The organism is Akkermansia sp. BCRC 18949 (genome assembly GCF_045011645.1).
Classification (GTDB): Bacteria; Verrucomicrobiota; Verrucomicrobiia; order Verrucomicrobiales; family Akkermansiaceae; genus Akkermansia; species Akkermansia massiliensis.
In genome coordinates this window covers 2904971-2922645 of record NZ_CP123619.1, presented here as the reverse complement: position 1 = coordinate 2922645, position 17675 = coordinate 2904971, and the positions used below count along the sequence as shown (strand labels likewise).

Here is a 17675-nt window from a genome sequence, read left to right as displayed (position 1 = left end):
TATTTATACACGATGAGTACTATCAATCGCAAAGCCATCCGCGCCAAGGTTCGCCGCCGCATCCGCAGAAAGCTCTCCGGAACGGCTTCCCGCCCCCGCCTGGCTGTCTATTTCTCCAACCGTCACGTCTATGCCCAGATCATCGACGACACGGTGGGCAAGACCATCTGCTCCGCTTCCACGGCCGATGCATCCATCGCCGATCCTTCCAAGCTCGCCAACCGCGCCTCTGCCACCAAGGTAGGCAACCTGATTGGTGAACGTGCGAAGGCCGCCAATGTCACTGAAGTCGTCTTCGACCGCGGTGGCTTCAAGTTCTGCGGCAAGGTGAAGGCTCTGGCCGATGCCGCCCGCGAAACTGGTTTGAAATTCTAATTGAAAGATTCCCTAAATGAATAACGAAACGGAAAACACTGCTCCTGCTACGGAAGCCGCCGCTCCCGCTCAAGCGCAGCAACCCGCACAGGGCGGCCGCGACTTCCGCGGTCCCCGCGGACCCCGCCGTGACGGCCAGAATGGCCGCGGACCCCGTGGTCCCCGCCGTGACGGACGCCGTGGCCCCCAGGCTGAAGCTCCCGTGGAAGAAGGCCCCCAGCTCGCTGAAAAGGTTGTGTTCATCAACCGTTGCGCCAAGGTCGTCAAGGGCGGCCGCCGCTTCTCCTTCTCCGCCCTCGTCGTGAGCGGCGACATGGAAGGCCGCGTAGGCTTCGGCTTCGGCAAGGCCAATGAAGTGGCAGACGCCATCCGCAAGGCTACGGAAGCCGCCAAGCGCCAGCTTCGCCCGGTCTCCATCGCCAACGGCACGATTCCGCATGAAGTCTACTCCGAATTCGGCGGCGGCAAGGTGCTCCTGAAGCCCGCCTCCCCCGGTACCGGCCTCATTGCCGGCAACACCATCCGTGCCGTGCTGGAAGCAGCCGGCGTGCGTGACATCGTTGCCAAATCCCTCGGTTCCTCCAACCATGCCAACGTGGTGAAGGCTACCCTGCAGGCTCTCGCTTCCCTGCGCACGAGCGACCAGGTCCTTGCCGACCGCGGCAAGAAGAAGGAAAAGGCCATCTAATCTGACCAGGAGGCGGCCGCCCCGTGCCGCCGCCTCCACGAAATCCAACCATTGTAAATAACATGTTACAGCTTCATACGATTAAGCCCAATCCGGGAGCCAAGCACCGCAGGAAGCGCCTCGGCAACGGGGAAAGCTCCGGTCTCGGCAAGACCTGCGGCAAAGGCAACAAGGGCCAGAAGGCCCGTTCCGGCGGCTCCATCCGCCCGGGATTTGAAGGCGGCCAGATGCCCCTTCACCGCCGTCTGCCCAAGAAGGGGTTCAACAACACCCGCTTCCAGGACAAAATCCTCATCGTCAACCTCTCCCAGCTCGAACGCGTGTTTGAAGCCGGCGCTACGGTTGATGAAAACACCCTGCGTGCAGCCAAGCTCGTTCAAGGTCCCTGTGACGCCGTGAAACTTCTCGGCAACGGCACCCTGACCAAAAGCCTGAACGTAGTCGTGGACTTCGTGAGCGCCAGCGCCCGCGAAAAGGTGACTCAGGCCGGTGGCACCGTCACCGTGCTCAGCGAAGCCTAATCACATTTGGCGAACCGGGTCATGCAGCTTGACCCGGTTCGCATCATTGTGTTTACTGTTGCGGTCCCCATGGATGCCCCGGGTACAAGCCGCCGTGACATGCAAGCCAAGCTGCGCGACAACTTCTATATTACAGGACCATGATATCCGCATTTGCAAACTCCATGAAAGTACCGGAGCTCAGGCACCGGATTTTGTTCACACTGGCGATGATCGTCGTCGTCCGCCTGGGGGTACAGATACCCCTGCCGGGCATTGACGTCATGGAGCTGCAGAAAGTGATTGAAGCCTCCGCGAATGCCAGCGGCCCCGGTGCGGGCCTGGCTACCGTGCTGACCATCTTTTCCGGCGGCGGCCTGCAGCAGTGCGGCATTTTTGCGCTGGGCATCATGCCCTACATCTCCGCTTCCATCATGACCCAGCTCCTTTCCGCGGTGGTTCCCCAGTGGGCCAAGATGGTGCGGGAAGAGGGAGGCCGCCAGAAGATGACCAAATGGACGCGCGCCATTGCCATCGTCATCGCCATTGTGCAGGGCTGGTTCCTGGTCGGTACATTGGAACATCCGGACCGTTTGAAAGCCGTGGGCCTCAACATCCCTCCGGACTGCCAGCTCGTCATTGACCCAGGCATGCAGTTTGCCCTGATGACGGTGCTCATCATGGTGGCGGGCACCATGTTCCTGATGTGGATAGGCGACCAGATTACGGAGCGCGGCGTCGGCAACGGCGTCTCCCTCATTATTTCCGTCAACATTATCCATGCCCTTCCGGGCGCGGTGACCCTGGCCTGGAAAACGCTGGTGTACAAGGACGGCGCGGTCGTCCCGATGGGCGCCATGCTGCTCGTGGCCCTGATCGCCTTCCTGATTATCGTGGTGGCGCTCGTCGTCACGGTAACGCAGGCCCAGCGGCGCATACCCGTGCAATACGCCAAACGGGTCATGGGCAATAAAATGTTCAACGGCGCCACTCAGTACCTGCCGCTCAAGCTCAACTACTCCGGCGTGATGCCCGTCATCTTCGCCACGGCCATCCTGTCCCTTCCGCAGGTGCTCTTCTCCCAGATCGCCCACTACAACACCACGCTGCAGTGGATCGCCACCAAGATGAATGACTGGATGAACCCCGCTTCCTCCGGCTACTACATCATTTCCGGCCTCATGATCTTCTTCTTCTCCTACTTCTGGGTGGCTACCATGTTCCAGCCCTCCCAGATCGCGGAAGACCTGAAGCGCAACGGCGGCTACATCCCCGGCATCCGCCCCGGACCTCCCACCGCCCTTTTCCTGGACCAGACCATGCAGAGGCTGACCTTTGCCGGTTCCGCATTCCTGACCCTCATCTACTTCCTGCCTTCCCTGCTGAACATCGGGGGCAGCATCCCCTACCTGGTCACCCAATTCTTCGGGGGCACCAGCCTTCTGATTCTGGTCGGCGTGCTGCTTGACATGATGCGCCAGGTGGAAACCACTCTTCTCTCCCGCAACTACGACGGCTTCCTGAAAAAGGGCAAGCTCAAGGGCAAATACGGTCACATCCAGGGTACCGGAGCCGCCGCAGGCAGCCGCACGGTCACCGTCATGTGGGTCGTCATCGCCCTGCTGGTGCTGGCTGGTGCCATCGCCTACAATGCCATGCAGTAAGGAACGCCATTCCCTCTTCCGAAAGTAAAGACATGAAGGATCTCAAGCATTTCATCCTGGTTGGGCCTCCCGCATCCGGCAAAGGAACCCAGGGCCGGTTTCTGGCTGATACTTTCAACCTGAACTCCCTGAGCACCGGCTCCCTGCTGCGGCGGGAAGTGGAATCCTGCACGGAGCTGGGACGGAAAGCCCTGGGCTATATGGACAAGGCCATGCTGGTTCCGGACGAGATCGTCAACGACATGGTGCGCGGCTGGCTTTCGGAAATGGACAATGACGCATGGCTGCTGGACGGCTATCCCCGCACGGTTGCGCAGGCGGAAGCCCTGGACCATTTCCTGACCCAGCGCGGAACCTCCGTGGACGTGGTCGTCTGGATGGACGTAGCCCGGGAACTCATTGAACAGCGCATCATGCACCGCCGGGAATGCTCCACGTGCGGCCATGTGGTGCAGACATCGGAAGAGGAATGCTCCAAATGCGGAGGCAAAATGGTCTCCCGCAAGGATGACAACATGGAGGCCTTCGCCCGCCGCTGGAAAGACTTTGAAGCCATGACGCTGCCCGTAGCCAGGTACTACGAAGCCCGCGGCCTGGTGGTTAAAATGACGGTAACCGAGGAACGGGAACCTGCCGAGGTTTCCCGCGACCTGGCCCGCAAGCTGGAAGAATACCGGCAATAGAAAGACGAATTCCATGGCAGAACGAATCCACATCAAGTCTCCCGGCGAGGTTGCCAAAATGCAAAAGGCCGGAGCTGTAACGGCGGAAATCTTGATGGAGATCGGAGCCGAGGTCCAGGCGGGCCGCACCACGCGGGAAATAGACGACATCGCGCGTGAAATCTTCAAGAAGCACAAGGTAGGCAACTCCTTCTACCAGTACCGCGGGTTCCCCGGCCAGCTCTGCATTTCCATCAATGAGGAAGTGGTGCACGGCAGCGGCGGTCCGCGCCGCATCCAGAACGGGGACATCGTGAGCCTGGACGTGGGTGCCATTGTGGACGGCTGGCATGGAGACAACGCCATGACCGTGCCCGTGGGCATGGTGGACCCGGAAAAGCTGCGCCTGCTGGCCGTGACGGAGGAATCCCTGTTCCGTGCCATTGAACTGGTGAGGCCCGGCGCGCTGCTGGCGGACGTCTGCGCGGCTGTGGAGGGCTTTGTGCGTCCCCGCGGGTACACCGTGGTCAGGGACTTTGTAGGCCATGGCATAGGCCGCCATCTGCATGAAGAGCCCCAGGTTCCCAACTACCGCCCCCATTACAAGCTTCCGCGCCTGAAAAAGGGCATGGCGCTGGCTATCGAACCGATGGTGAACGCCGGCAGGCCTTCCGTCAAGATTCTGGATGACGGCTGGACGGTCGTCACGGCGGACGGCAAGCCATCCGCCCACTTTGAACACACGGTCATCGTGACGGACGGGGCTCCCCTGATTGTGACGGAGCGCCCCCGCATCGCGTTGCCGGAGCAGCTCGGCATCGCCCCTTTGTAACTCCAGCCCCGCAAGGGAATGACGCCGCCGGACGCCCAGATTCCCGCTCCCGTAATTCTGGAGAGGACGGCCACGCACCGGATGGTGTGGGTGGATGTGGCCCGTGTGATTGCCTGCATCCTGATTATTGCAAACCACATGGCCTTCTATTCGGCGGAGCTCTACCGGTGGATATGGGCGGAATTTCTGGCGGCGCGCACTCCCTTTTTCCTGCTGGCGGCGGGTTACTTTGTGGGGCGCGGTTCGTTCGGTCCGCTGGACGGGGGGAGCTTTTTCCTGTGGAAGCGGAGCTGGTTTCTTCTCCGCCCGTACCTGGTGTGGGGGCTGGCGGCGGCCGTTCTGATCGGCTGGTCCCCCCTTCATGAATACTACGTCTCCTACCAGCCCATGTATGCATGGCTGAAGGGGGAGGCGGGCAGCGGCTTCTGGTCCGCCCTCGCGGCGTTCGGCCGCTGCCTGGGCATTGCCGGGCACCCGGTGGACGCCCCCATGTGGTTTCTGCGCGACATCATCATTTATACCGCTGTAGCGCCCCTCCTGCACCGCATGGGGAACTACATGCTCTGGGTGGGAATCATCATGCTCTCCCTGAACTACTTTGCGCTGGACCTGGCGGATCATGACTATCCTATCGCCAACAGCCTGGGCTTTTTCCTGGTGGGGATGTACGTATCCCGTTACTCCCTTCCGTTCCTGACGGAATCCGTGCGACGGTATGCGGTGCCGTTCCTGCTTGCCACGCTCGCGCTCACTTGGTGGCTGGTGGGCCACCGGGACCAGCACAACTCCATGCTTATTGCGCTGGGAATGCTGGGGCTGATGTCCCTGGCCATTCTGTTCACGGAATGGTTTCCGCGCGCGGCCAGATGGGTGGCGGGGCTGGCCCCGGCGTGCTTCTTCATCTTCGGCACGCACTACATCGTCATCATCCTGCTGCGTGAAAGCGGCTGGATTACGTGGAAGGGGGAGGCCTGGGACGTCCTGTGGCTCTGCCTGGTTCCGGTCATCTTCGCCGTGCTGGCGGGGCTCTTCTTCTGCATGAAAAGGTTTGCCCCGCGCCTGGTTCCCCTGCTGGGAGCCTACGGGAAATAGCCGCCCTGCAGGGCCGTTCCTCCGGACCGGAAAAGGAGCCGCGCTTATCTCTTGCCGTCAAAAGGCAAATTCCTTATTCTGCCCCTTGCTGGAACGGGTGGGGATGGCGCTTTTGTCACGCCGCCATTCTTGCTCCACGGCTGGGAAACAATACATGGTATGGCAATGATTCAAGGCGAGCAGGTTCAGGATTCGGAATTATCAACGCAGGCGGTGATCTACCTGGGGCCGAGCTCCATGAGCCTGATGGTGGCTGAGGTGGTTCAGGACAGGATTCGCCTGCTGGACTTCCTCCAGCAGCCCGTGCCCATGGCGCGGGACATCTTCCGTTTCCACCGCATTTCCCGGCATACCATGGACCGTTGCGTGCAAATCATCGGAGACTATCTGGAAATTCTCAAGGAATACGGAACCGGCAGCAGGCTTTCCGTCCGGCTCATGATCTCCAACATCATTTCCGAGGCGGACAATGTGGACGTGTTCGTCAACCGCATGCACGTGGCCCACGGCCTGCGGGGACGCCGGATTGACGACGGCAAAATGACGCGCCTCATTTACGTGAAGGTGCAGGAAACGCTGGCGCAATACCCGGGATTCAGCAAGAAAAAGGTGCTCGTGGTCCATACGGGGCCGGGCAATACCCGCGTGCTCCTGTTCCAGAAGGGGCGCATCGTGCGCTATTCCTGCTACCGGCTGGGGACGCACCGCACGGGCGAGGCCGTCGGAGAAATAGAATACGGGGACGATGTGGCGGAACTTTCCCTGCTGCGGGAGCACATGCGCGGGCAGGTAGACCAGATTTGCCTGGATTACGGCGGCGTCAAGGGCCTCGCTGGGCTCATCGTCATCGGCCAGGAGATGCAGCAGCTCCGTGACCGCCTGGACCCCACGCCGGAAGGCAAGGTGGCGTGTTCCGCCCTGGTGGCGGAAGCGGAACGGATGTCCCGCACCACCCTGGAGCAGCGCATGAACGTTTACGGGGCGGACTTTGCCGGGGTGGATTCCCTTCTGCCCGCCGTGCTGATGACGGAGATGATTGCCCGCAGCCTGAACCTGAATGACGTGATCATCCCCGGAAGCGGCTATGACGAGGAATTCTCAAGCAGCCTGATCCGGGCGGAACAGCATCCGGGGGACCTGGAGGCGGAGGTGCTCCACTTCGCCGGGATTCTGGCGGACAGGTACAAGGCGGACAAGGGGCACCGCGAGCATGTGGCGCGCCTGTGCATGGAAATGTTTGACCAGCTCCAGGACCTGCACCGCCTTTCCGAGCACGACCGGCTGCTGCTGGAGGTGGCCTCCATCCTGCATGAGGTGGGGTCTTTCATCAGCCAGCAGGACCACCAGCTCCATTCCCAGTACATCATCCTGAACAGTGAAATCTTCGGCCTTTCCCGGGACGACGTGGAAACGATCGCCCTGTTGGCCCGCTACCATCGGCATGAGGTGCCCGCCAATTCCGACCCCATGTACGGGGAGCTGGAGCTGACGGACCGCATGCGCGTAGCCAAGATGGCTGCCATCCTGCGCGTGGCGGACGCCCTGGAACGCGGCCATGCCCAGCGCGTGAACGGCGTCCGGGCGCGCATCCGGGGCCGGATGCTGGAGCTGGAGCTCCAGGGCGTGCGTGAAACCGCCGTGGAAGACCTGGCGCTGCGGCTGAAGGGCGACCTGTTTGCGGACATCTTCGGTTATGACGTCGTGCTGGTGCCCCAGCGGTAGGCTGATTCAAGAAACTTCCATCCCTTATTTTCTCCATGTCTAACGAATACATCAACAGAGAGCTCTCCTGGCTGGAATTCAACCAGCGCGTGCTGGACCAAGCCGTGAGAACGGACCTTCCCCTGCTGGAACGCCTGAAGTTCCTGGCTATTACCGCCTCCAACCTGGACGAGTTCTTCATGGTGCGCGTGGGCGGCCTCCAGATGCTGCGGCATTCCGGCTCCCGCGTGAAGGACATTTCCGGGCTGACCCCAACCCGCCAGCTCAAGGACATCCGCACCCGCGTGGGCCGCATGATTGAGGACCAGTACCGCCTGTTTCATGAAGAAATCCTGCCGTGGATGGAAATCAACGGCATCAATCCGCTGGCCATGGAGGACCTCAGCACTTCCCAGAAGCTGACGCTGGAGCAATACTTCAACAACCAGATATTCCCGCTGCTGACGCCGCTGGACATGGATGCGCCGGAGGCTCCCGCGCTGCCGTCCCTCAAGCTGCTGATGGGCGTGGAACTGCGGGACAATGAAACCGGGGAGGTCCGCGCCAGCGTGGTGGCCCTGCCGGACGGCCTGCCGCGGCGCGTGCCCGTCCCTTCCGCGGAAACGGAACGCTACGTGATGCTGGAGGACCTGGTCCGGGAATGCATCGGCACCGTTTTTCCCGGTGAAACCGTTCTCTCCGCCGCGGTATTCCGCGTCACGCGCAATGGGGACATTGCCGTGCAGGAGGAGGACGCCCTGGACCTGGCGGATGAAATGGAGGAAGTGCTTGTGGCCCGCAAATTCTCCGAATGCGTGAGGCTGGAAATAGAATCCTCCGCTCCCGTCCCCCTGCATGACAGGATCATGCAGATCGTCGGCGCGGGGAAGGAGGAAACGTATGACCTCAAGGGCCCCCTGATGCTTTCCGACTTCATGGAAATGGCCTTTGCCCCCGGCAATGACCAATTGAAAGTGGAGCAATGGTCCCCGCAGCCGTCACCCTCCGTGGACCCTGCCGTCAGCATCTTTGAAAACATCGCCAACGGAGACATCCTGCTCAACCATCCCTATGAAAGCTTTGAACCCGTCCTGCGCCTGGTGGAGGAAGCCGCGGAAGACCCGGACGTCATCGCCATCAAGCAGGTCCTGTACCGGACCGCCAAAAACTCCCGCATCGTAGCCGCCTTGAAAAAGGCGGCGGAAAGCGGCAAGCAAGTGACGGCGCTGGTGGAACTGAAAGCCCGGTTTGACGAAGCCCGCAACCTGGAAAAGGCGGAGGAACTGCAGCGTTCCGGCGTGCAGGTGGTCTACGGCGTCAAGGGCCTGAAAACCCATGCCAAGATATGCCTGGTGGTGCGCCGGGAGCAGGGCATGCTGCGGCGTTACTGCCACTTCGGCACGGGGAACTACAATGAAACAACCGCCAAGATTTACACGGACATTTCCTACCTTACCTGCGACGACCAGTTGGGGGCGGACGCCTCCCAGTTCTTCAACTCCGTAACGGGACGCACCAAGCTCATGCGCTTCCGCAAGCTGTACCCCTCCCCGGTGTTGATGAAGGCGCGCCTCATTGAACTCATTGAAGGGGAGGCGGAGCGCGCGCGGCAGGGGGAACCGGCTCGCATCTCCGCCAAGATGAACAGCCTTCAGGATGTGGAAATCATTGACGCCCTGTACAGGGCCGCGGACGCCGGGGTGGACATTGAACTGAACGTGCGCGGCATCTGCTGCCTGAAAACGGGCCCCCGGCCCAACGGCAAGGTGATCCGCGTGGTCAGCATTGTGGACCGCTATCTGGAGCACGCGCGCATCTTCTTCTTCCACCACGGCGGCAATCACCAGCTTTTCATCGCCAGCGCGGACTGGATGACCCGCAATCTGGACAAGAGGGTGGAGCTCATGGTGCCCGTCACCAACGGGAAGCTGGCGCGCCGCCTCAAATCCATCCTGGACGCCTGTTTCAGGGACAACGTGCAGGCCTGCAATATTTTGCCTGACGGCACTTCCGAGCACGTCGTTCGGAAAAAGGGCCAGAAAGCCTTCCGTTTGCAACAGTACCTGACCAAGGAGGCCCGCCGCCTGGCCAAGGACAAGGAACGGGAACGCCAGCAGATGCTGGAGCCCCACACGCCGCATTAACCCGGTCCGGAGCATTGGGCCGCATGCGTGGCATCCTCCGGCATACCTTCAACACGTAGGGGTCCGGAACATGTCTTTTCATGAGACATGTTTGCCCGCGTATGCTGTTTTTTCCTGATCGCGCTGGCTGGGGGGTACGGCTCTGTATGGGCGGAAGGTTCGGCATGGCAGGCGTCCGGGCCTGCGGGCCTCGGAGCCTCCGTAAGGGCTCCTTCCCATCCGGCGGAGGATGGCCTGTACTCCCGTCTGAAGAAGATGCCCTATCTCTATGACAACAAGGACGCGGAGTTCCTGAACCAGTTCAAGCTGCTGCTGACGGGGCAGTACCAGGGGGCTCAGGTCTCCCCTTCCGGAGCCAACCGGTTCCGCAAGGGCTCTCATGGCAGGGAAAACGAATGGCGGAGGCTCCAGATAGGGTTTGAAGCCGTTTTCTTCAAAAACCGCCTGACGCTGCACAGTTTGACCAACATGGGGGAGCTGGACGGCATGTACAAGGTGGAGGATGGCCGCTGGAGAAGGACGAAGACGGACTGGAGCATCTTTGAACTCTACCTGAAATACAAGGTCAATCCCTCCTTCTTTGCGCGCGTCGGGAAAATCACCTCCAAGATGACGGCGGGATTCCGGGAGACGGCCAGTGAACTCAAGACCCTGGAACGGTCCGACCTGGTCAACCAGCTCGGGACCATCTCCAGTTGGGGCGTTGTGCTGGAAAACCCGCGGCAGGACGTGCCCGTGGGGTGGGAGGCTTCCGTCTTCCTGAACGACACCAGCGACAGCCTGGCGCATGAAATCAGGTTTAATACGGCGGACAATGCCTTTGCCAAGGCCTCCGTCCATCTGGACGCCCGCGGCTTTCTGCCGGGGGAGAAAAGCCGCGTCTGGCTGACGTATGCCCACAACTTCACCCATTACGCGGGACGCTCCCTGCCGGAGGATTCCTATTACTCCGGGCTTGGCGCCCGGGATGTGGCGGCGGTGGACTGGGTCATGTCCCGGGGGAAATTTTCCATGGTGACGGAACTCATGTCCGGCTTCCGCGTGGTGGGGACCTCTCTGGGAGAGAATGTTTACGGCCTGGCGGTATTGCCTTCCTACAGGTTTTCCCCGCATCTGGAAGGCGTGTTCCGCTACCAGCTCTCCCATGGGCGGGACGCCGTGAAAATGTACGCCCGCTATGTTCCCGCGGTGACCACCTATCCCAAATGGGTCAGCACGATGAACTCCTTTTACTTCGGCCTGAATTATTATTTTTTCCCGGAAGACCCGGACATGCTGAAATTGATGGCAGGGGGGGAATATACGACGACCAGCGGAGCGCCGGAAGGCGCCAGGTGCTTCAGTGGATGGACCTGGTTTGCCGCCGTCAGGTTCCACTTTTGAACGGGGAAGGGCAGATTCCTTTCCTCCCGGGGGATTGGCCCTTTTGCGGGCAATCATGCGGGAGCCGTTTACAACAAATAGTTTGCCCTGGACTGTGCCTTGTGGTAGGAAGGGAGGGAGATGGGAAAGCCCGCCTTTTCCCATCTCTCCCCACCCCCCTAGAATGATGAAATTTACATATTCTCTCTGCCTGTGCATTCTTGCCTGCTGCGTTTCTCTGGCCCAGACGGCTTCCTTGCGTTCCGTTGTTCTCCCTCCTCCTTCCATGAAAGTGGAATGCCGCGCGGATGAGAGCCCCGTTTCCATTTCCCGGGCGGAAATCAAGTCTCGCGTGATGGATTTCCTGGCGGAAACGGAAGTGACGCTGGTTTTTCACAACCCCAACACGCGTGTGATGGAAGGGGAATTGGTGTACCCTCTCCCGGCTGGAGCCATCGTACAGGGGTATGCACTGGACATCAACGGCCGCATGGTGGATGGCGTGCCGGTACCCAGGCAAAAGGCGCGCGTGGCGTTTGAAGAAGAGGTGCGCAAACAGGTTGATCCCGGACTGGTGGAATGGTCCGGCGGCAACATGTTCAAGACGCGCGTATATCCCATTCCTGCGGGAGGAACCCGCACTGTGCGGCTGCGCTATTCCACGGTTCTTCCCGTGGATGCCGCAGGAGCGCCGTCCCTGCAGCTTCCGATGAATTTCAAGGAGAAACTGGATTCCCTCAAGCTGAGGGTGGAAGTGTTCGCCGGCCGGAAGCCCGTTGTCGTTTCCTCCCCGCTGGACAACGTGGAATTCAAGGATTGGCGCAGCGCCTTCCTGGCGGAAAAGGAATGGAAGGGTCTGTCCCTGACGGAAGACCTGTTCATCTCCCTGCCGCGTGCGCAGGGAAAAGATGCGGGGAGAGCGAAGGTATTTGTGGAGTCCTTTGACGGCAGAGACTATGCCGCCGTGATTATTCCCCGGCCTGAGCGGACGGACGGAAAGAGCGGCGTGGAAGCTGCGCCCACGATAGAGCTGCTTTGGGACGCTTCTGGTTCCATGAAAGGAGCGGATGTCCGGAAATTCCTGGATTTTCTGAAACGATATCTTGCTTGCGGCAGAACGCAGGGGCGGCAAACCCGCATCAACCTGACTGTCTTCCGGGACCGGATCATGCCTTCAAAAACGTTCGAGGTCGCTCCGGACAATCTGGACGAGCTGGCCCGCGAACTGCTGGCTCTGGGCTATGACGGGGCCACGTGTGACTGGAGCGCTGTTCGGGAAAAGCTGAGCGCTTGTTCCGGGGCGTCGGACTGCCTGGTTGTCAGTGATGGATTTATCAATTTCAGCCCCGTGCCGGAAAAGCGGGGGACTAGCTCCGGTAAAACCTTCGCCCTGATGGTGACACCGCGCAAGGATGCGAATACGTTCATCCGGATGGGCATTCCTGTGATCGACCTGGCCAGTCAAACGGCGGAGCAGGCGATGGAGCGCCTCGTCAGGGGGGAAATTTCCATCCGTTACATTATTGACAGGGGGAATATGCCCTGGAGGACGTTTTCAAGGTATGAAATTCCTGGAATGCCATCGGATTCCGTCCTTTTGCTGGCGGAACTGGAGCCGGGTTCCTACCGCGGGACGGTGGAGGTTGCCGGAGTGGAAATTCCCGTGGCGGCTGATGCCTCCGCGGGGACGCCCGGAACCATGCTGAGGGCCTTGTATGCCCAGGCAAGGCTCCAGGAACTTCTCTGCCGTCCACCCTCTGCCGTTAGGGATGAAGCTGTGGGGAACCTGGGAATGGAATATGGAATCGTGACGCCCGGTACCTCTCTGCTGGTGCTGGACTCCCTGGAGCAATACCTGAAATATGGTGTGCGTCCTCCCGCTTCCGCTTCAGAATTGCGGGCGGAATATGACAAGAGGATGCTGAAACGCGAACGGAAGGAGGACATGGCTGAAGAGACCGCAAGATTAAACCGCTTGAAAGCGTGCCTTGCTTCCTGGAAAGAAATGCAGAAATGGTACGCAAAGGAATTTTTCAATCCGGAAGAGATGGAAAGCGTTTTGAAAGATGACCGGTTGAAACAGGCCTTGATTCATACGTGCCGGGGCAATGACCGGGAGGCGCTGGAAATCTACCGGAAAGTATTGAAGGATGGGCGTAATAACCGGACGGCCTTGAAGGGCGTCACGGTCATGGAAAGGCGCCTCCGGGAAAAAGAAGCACAGGCTGAAAAAGCCTCTGGGGAAAACGCTGCCCGTGACAGGGAGCTGGCTGAGGCAAGAGCAAACTTGAACAGGGAACTGGACAGGGAGCCTGCGGACATAGCGGGAAGCCTCCGCCTGGCCTACGGCTTTTATGACCTTGGGGATTACGATAAGGCCCTTTCCCTGTTTAACAGGATATTGGAAAAGGCTCCGGAAAATGTTTCGGCAAGAAGGGGTGCGGAGACTATGGCCCGCAGAAAAACTGCCTATTACTCCGCCGCTTATGATGAAAGAAGGAGCGCCATGCTGGCGGAAGTGGATTCTCTCTGGGAGCGTCCGGCCGGATCCTCTCCGGAGGATGAAAATTCGGGGGAATCCGCTCCGGCGCCTGTTATAGTTCAAGGTAACAATATATCCGGAGATTCCGGTGCTGTCATCAGGGCGTCCGGAAGTTTTAATGCAGAAGCCGGGAGTTCTCCGGACTCCGCCTCCCCGGATCTGCTGGGGAACGAGAATTCCGCTCCGGAAAATCAAAAGGTGGTAGGGTCCCTGTTCCTGGGAGGGGGAGAAACATTAAATGGACTAAAGGCGCGGGAACAGGATGCCGGTTCTTCCCCCGTCATGAACATGAAGGCGTGGGACTCCAAGGCTCCGTATCTGGCGGCTCTGGATGCGGCTGACCGGCCTTTTGCGGTCTATATGAAACTCAAGGAAAAGTATGGGGACAGCCCCGGTTTTTACATGGACTGCTCTGACTGGTTTGCCGGGAAGGGGGACAAGGCGCTGGCTGTCCAGATTCTGTCCAACCTGGCGGAGCTGGAACTGGAAAACCGTTCCCTGCTGCGCATGCTGGGCTACAAGCTGCGTTATATGGGAGAACTCCGGCAAGCCAGGTTCATTTTTGAAACCGTAAAAACGCTGTTTCCGGAAGAACCCCAGTCCTACCGGGATCTGGCGCTGGTGCTGGATGAACTGGGGGAAGCCCAAAAGGCGTTCGACATGTACCGGGAGGTGCTGGAACGCCCGATGCCCCGCCGCTTCACCGGCGTGGAGCAGATTGTGCTGGTGGAACTGAACCGGCTTGTTTCCCGGAGCAGGGCGGCGGGAGTGAAGCTGGATACCGGGGGGCTGAACCCTGCCTTTCTCCAGCCGGTGGAGGCTGATTTGCGCGTGGTCATCAACTGGGACACGGATGCGTCTGACATGGACCTTTGGGTCACGGACATCACCGGAGAAAAATGCTATTACTCCCATCGGCTGACCACTCATGGCGGCCATTTGTCCCGTGACGTGACGCAGGGCTACGGGCCGGAAGAATACCTGGTGCGCAAGGCTCTTCCCGGTCCCTATCTGGTCCAGACGCATTATTACGGCACCCGGTCGCAGAAAATGCTGGCTCCCGTTACCCTGTACGCGGAAGTGTACACGGATTACGGCCGTCCGCAGGAAAAGCGGAAAACGCTGGTATTCCGCCTGAATGGCCGGGACCAGGTGGTGGATGTGGGAAAAGTGGCGTACGTACAGGCGTGCCCGGCAGAAGGAGCTCGGGATTACCAGGTGAAGGCCGGGGAAACCCGGGCGTCCATCGCTGAAAGCCGGTTGAAGGACGGAAAGCGCGCCGGGGAAATTATCCGCCTGAATCCGGTTCTGAAAGACCGGGAACCTAAAACGGGGGAAATCATCAAACTGCCGGAGTGATTGGAGACTGCGGCTCTTCTCGAACGCCTGTTGCCGCCGGCGGGGCTATACGCCTTCAAAGACGCGCAGCAGGCGTTTCAGCAGGTTGATTCTGGCCTTGCGTTTCCGGAAGCCGTTCCCGAAGGAGAACGGCAGGTGCCATTGATTGTGGCGCAATTGCCGTCGCGTCCATTGCGTGAATTCCTCCAGCAATTGGGACAGATGGGGCCGAAGGGAGGCCGTTTCCATGGCCGGCTTCCACCAGACGGCCGCAGACACGATGTATTCCTCTGATTTTTCCGGGAACAGCCAGGGCTTTTTGGAGCCGATCATGTGGAAAAGCTTCCAGGAGCAGGTGGCGTGGATGTTGGAAACCCCGGCGAATTCCGTGCCTGCGCAGGCCTCTTCCAGTCCGTTTTTCCCCAGTTCAAATTGGAAATGGTAGTTCCATTCAACAGGCAGCGGAAAAATCTGCCGGTGGAAGACGATATTCAGCGCGTCCTGATCCGGATGTTCCAGGAGCTCATTGTGTTCTTCAATGACGTGGAGCAGGCGGACTTCCGCATCCTCCTCCCTCATTCGGTCCAGGTCCAGGACCAGCACGCCGGAGTTGAAATAGTGGAAGGGATCGTGCAGGCCCAAAGGTTGAAGTTTCCGGAGCTGGCGCCGCGGATACCCCGCTACCAGGCTGCTCAGCACCGCCGTATCCCGTACGGCGCCCACGGCCGCCCCGCAGAGGTCCGTATCGTAAAGCTCCGCTACGTCCGCATACAGGACCGTATCCGCATCCAGATAGACAATCCGGGAATGCTGGGGGAACAGGCTGGGTGCCAGCAGGCGCGCGTAGGCCAGGGCGGAAAAGCGTTTCACGTCCCTCCGGCGCAGCATCTGTTCCAGCTTGCCGGGAATGGTCATGAACTGAAGGGTTGCGTTCGGATAACCGGAAACGGCCTTGTCCAGTTCCTGCATGTTTTCTTCTTCCAGCCCGTCATGGACCACCCACAGCCTGTAGTTCCGTTCCGGGTTGGAATGGCGTGCCAGGGAATGCAGGGTGACGGCCAGGCACACGGTCCAGGCGGAGGTGACGGCAAACATGACGTCTATGGCAGGAGGCGCAGCGGCAGCATGGAAGGCTGCGGGCGGTGCGGCGGAAAGGGAGGAGGGCATGATGTTAAAGGATGGGATGGAATCAGGGCCATGAGCCGTCAAACACGGCCAGTTGGCGTTGAAGGGTTTTGATTTTCTCCCGGCGTTTCCGGAAATTCCGGCCCGGAGAGACGGGGAGGCTCCATTGGTGGTGGCGCAGCCGGGAACGGAAGGCGCGCGTGAATTGCCGGTACAGGGCGCGCAGCTCCCTGCGGAAAGCCGGAGTTTGCCGGGCAAGGGGCCACCAGAGGGCGAGATACAGGCGGTGGTAGATTTTTTCCATATCCGGCGGCAGCCACGGCTTGTAATCACCCACCAGGTGGAAAAGCTTCCAGGAACGGCTTTCAAACAGGGCCGGGGCTTCTTCAAACTCGGTGCCGGAGATGAGGTCCGCCATTCCCGCATGGTGCAGCTCAAACTGGAAGTGGTAATTCCAGCGGAGGGGCAGCGGAGCAATGCGGCCGTGAAAGACAATGTTGATGATGTCCTGGTCCACGTACGGAAAGGAATCCGGATGGGCCTCAAGCAGCCTCAGCAGCCTGTCTTCCGTTTCCTGCTCCCTCATCTGGACCAGGTCCATGACCATGACCCCGGTATTGCAGTACAGGCGCGGATTCGTTACCCCCATGCCGCTGATGTATTCCAGATGGTCGGGAAGGCGGCCCGTACTGATGCTTTGCAGGACGGCGCAGTCCCGGACGGCGCCTATCGGCGCGCCGTGCAGGTCCGCATCGTAAAGTTCGGCCACGTCTCCATTCAGCAGCACGTCCACGTCCAGGTAAACCACCCTGTCGTGCCGGGGGAACAGGGCGGCGGCCAGCAGGCGTCCATATGTGAGAGGGGAGAACCGTCCGCAATCCCTGTGCTGCAGAATGCGAAGCAGCCTCTCCGGAAGCCTGCAAAACCCCAGCGAGACGCGGGGATAGCCGGAAACGGCTTTTCCCAGTTCCTTCATCTGCTCTTCCTCCAATCCATGATGAACGATATGGAGTTCATAATTCCGCCGCGGATCGGAATGCACGCAAAGGGAGCGTATCGCCACGGCCAGCGGGATGAGCCAGGAGGAAGTGACGGCGAACATGACGGAAACGGGAGGTTCCGCCATGCCGGATAAGGGAGAGATAGTCGGCATAAAAGGAATTCAACAGGTCATGAAGAAGAATGGGAAAAGCTGAAAGCGTTTCCGGTGCCTGCCGGGAATTCCGGTATAAAGGTAGTTGGGAGAAAGGTCTTGTTTTTCATGGCGGAGATGAATACCGGAAGAGCTGTTGAAACAGGGAAAACGGGCATCCCTGTTCCGGCGTTCCGTTATTCTCTGCATGGGACATTCCCGGCGGTGAAAACGCTCATATTTTGTTTGGGCATCATACGAATTTCAAATCCGGGGTCAAGGGCCGATTTTCATACCAAGGAGCTTACGTTGCGTGGCCCTTCCTCGAGGGGAAACCGTTTTCCCCCGGAAAAAGCCTTCCGGAATTACGCAACGGAAACCTGGACCGCGGCAAGCCTCTCAGCCGTTGAAATGCATGCATTCCGTCAGGACGCACTGGCTTTCAGGAAAGAGAGTTCGCTGCCTCACGGTTTGGCTTCCGGAAGCCGCAAGCGTTTACGGCACTCCAAACGGTACGG

Annotated in this window: 13 protein-coding genes; 11 read left to right on the top strand and 2 right to left on the bottom strand. The window is 59.9% G+C overall.

The window, feature by feature from the left end:
• The first annotated feature begins 12 nt into the window (after positions 1–12).
• From rplR to P8A25_RS12240, 11 genes are all read left to right on the top strand, one after another.
• Positions 13–375 carry a 50S ribosomal protein L18 gene (gene rplR, locus P8A25_RS12290; protein ID WP_102728585.1) on the top strand — a complete coding sequence of 121 codons (363 nt, stop codon included), beginning with the start codon at positions 13–15 and terminating at the stop codon, positions 373–375.
• A 16-nt stretch (positions 376–391) separates the two neighbouring features.
• Positions 392–1063, top strand: a complete 672-nt coding sequence (rpsE, locus tag P8A25_RS12285; RefSeq protein ID WP_102721104.1) for a 30S ribosomal protein S5 — start codon at positions 392–394, stop codon at positions 1061–1063.
• A gap of 62 nt (positions 1064–1125) precedes the next feature.
• Entirely contained in the window at positions 1126–1584 is a 459-nt protein-coding gene (rplO, locus tag P8A25_RS12280; RefSeq protein WP_022396878.1) for a 50S ribosomal protein L15, read from the top strand.
• A gap of 140 nt (positions 1585–1724) precedes the next feature.
• On the top strand, positions 1725–3227 hold the full coding sequence (secY, locus tag P8A25_RS12275) for a preprotein translocase subunit SecY (RefSeq protein WP_102721105.1): 1503 nt from the start codon (positions 1725–1727) through the stop codon (positions 3225–3227).
• Between the two features lie 32 nt (positions 3228–3259).
• Positions 3260–3910 carry a nucleoside monophosphate kinase gene (locus P8A25_RS12270; RefSeq protein WP_022396881.1) on the top strand — a complete coding sequence of 217 codons (651 nt, stop codon included), beginning with the start codon at positions 3260–3262 and terminating at the stop codon, positions 3908–3910.
• 13 nt (positions 3911–3923) lie between these two features.
• Positions 3924–4721: a type I methionyl aminopeptidase gene (map, locus tag P8A25_RS12265; RefSeq protein ID WP_022396882.1), complete on the top strand. Its 798-nt coding sequence runs from the start codon at positions 3924–3926 to the stop codon at positions 4719–4721.
• 18 nt (positions 4722–4739) lie between these two features.
• Positions 4740–5813, top strand: coding sequence for an acyltransferase (locus tag P8A25_RS12260; RefSeq protein WP_102729677.1), 1074 nt, complete (start codon positions 4740–4742; stop codon positions 5811–5813).
• Positions 5814–5972: 159 nt separating this feature from the next.
• Positions 5973–7535 carry an HD domain-containing protein gene (locus P8A25_RS12255; protein WP_102721107.1) on the top strand — a complete coding sequence of 521 codons (1563 nt, stop codon included), beginning with the start codon at positions 5973–5975 and terminating at the stop codon, positions 7533–7535.
• Between the two features lie 35 nt (positions 7536–7570).
• Entirely contained in the window at positions 7571–9658 is a 2088-nt protein-coding gene (ppk1, locus tag P8A25_RS12250; protein ID WP_046434442.1) for a polyphosphate kinase 1, read from the top strand.
• 87 nt (positions 9659–9745) lie between these two features.
• Entirely contained in the window at positions 9746–11041 is a 1296-nt protein-coding gene (locus P8A25_RS12245) for a hypothetical protein (protein WP_404838712.1), read from the top strand.
• Positions 11042–11204: 163 nt separating this feature from the next.
• The gene (locus P8A25_RS12240; RefSeq protein WP_215442407.1) at positions 11205–14921 is read left to right on the top strand and encodes a VIT domain-containing protein; all 3717 of its coding nucleotides are present in this window, start codon (positions 11205–11207) and stop codon (positions 14919–14921) included.
• A gap of 45 nt (positions 14922–14966) precedes the next feature.
• Here P8A25_RS12240 and P8A25_RS12235 read toward each other — a convergent pair whose 3' ends face one another.
• Together P8A25_RS12235 and P8A25_RS12230 are read right to left on the bottom strand one after the other, a co-directional pair.
• Positions 14967–16067 (bottom strand): glycosyltransferase family 8 protein, encoded by a 1101-nt coding sequence (locus P8A25_RS12235; protein ID WP_215442406.1) that lies wholly within the window; start codon positions 16065–16067, stop codon positions 14967–14969.
• Positions 16068–16089: 22 nt separating this feature from the next.
• Entirely contained in the window at positions 16090–17151 is a 1062-nt protein-coding gene (locus tag P8A25_RS12230) for a glycosyltransferase family 8 protein (protein WP_180973654.1), read from the bottom strand.
• Between the last annotated feature and the right edge of the window lie 524 nt (positions 17152–17675).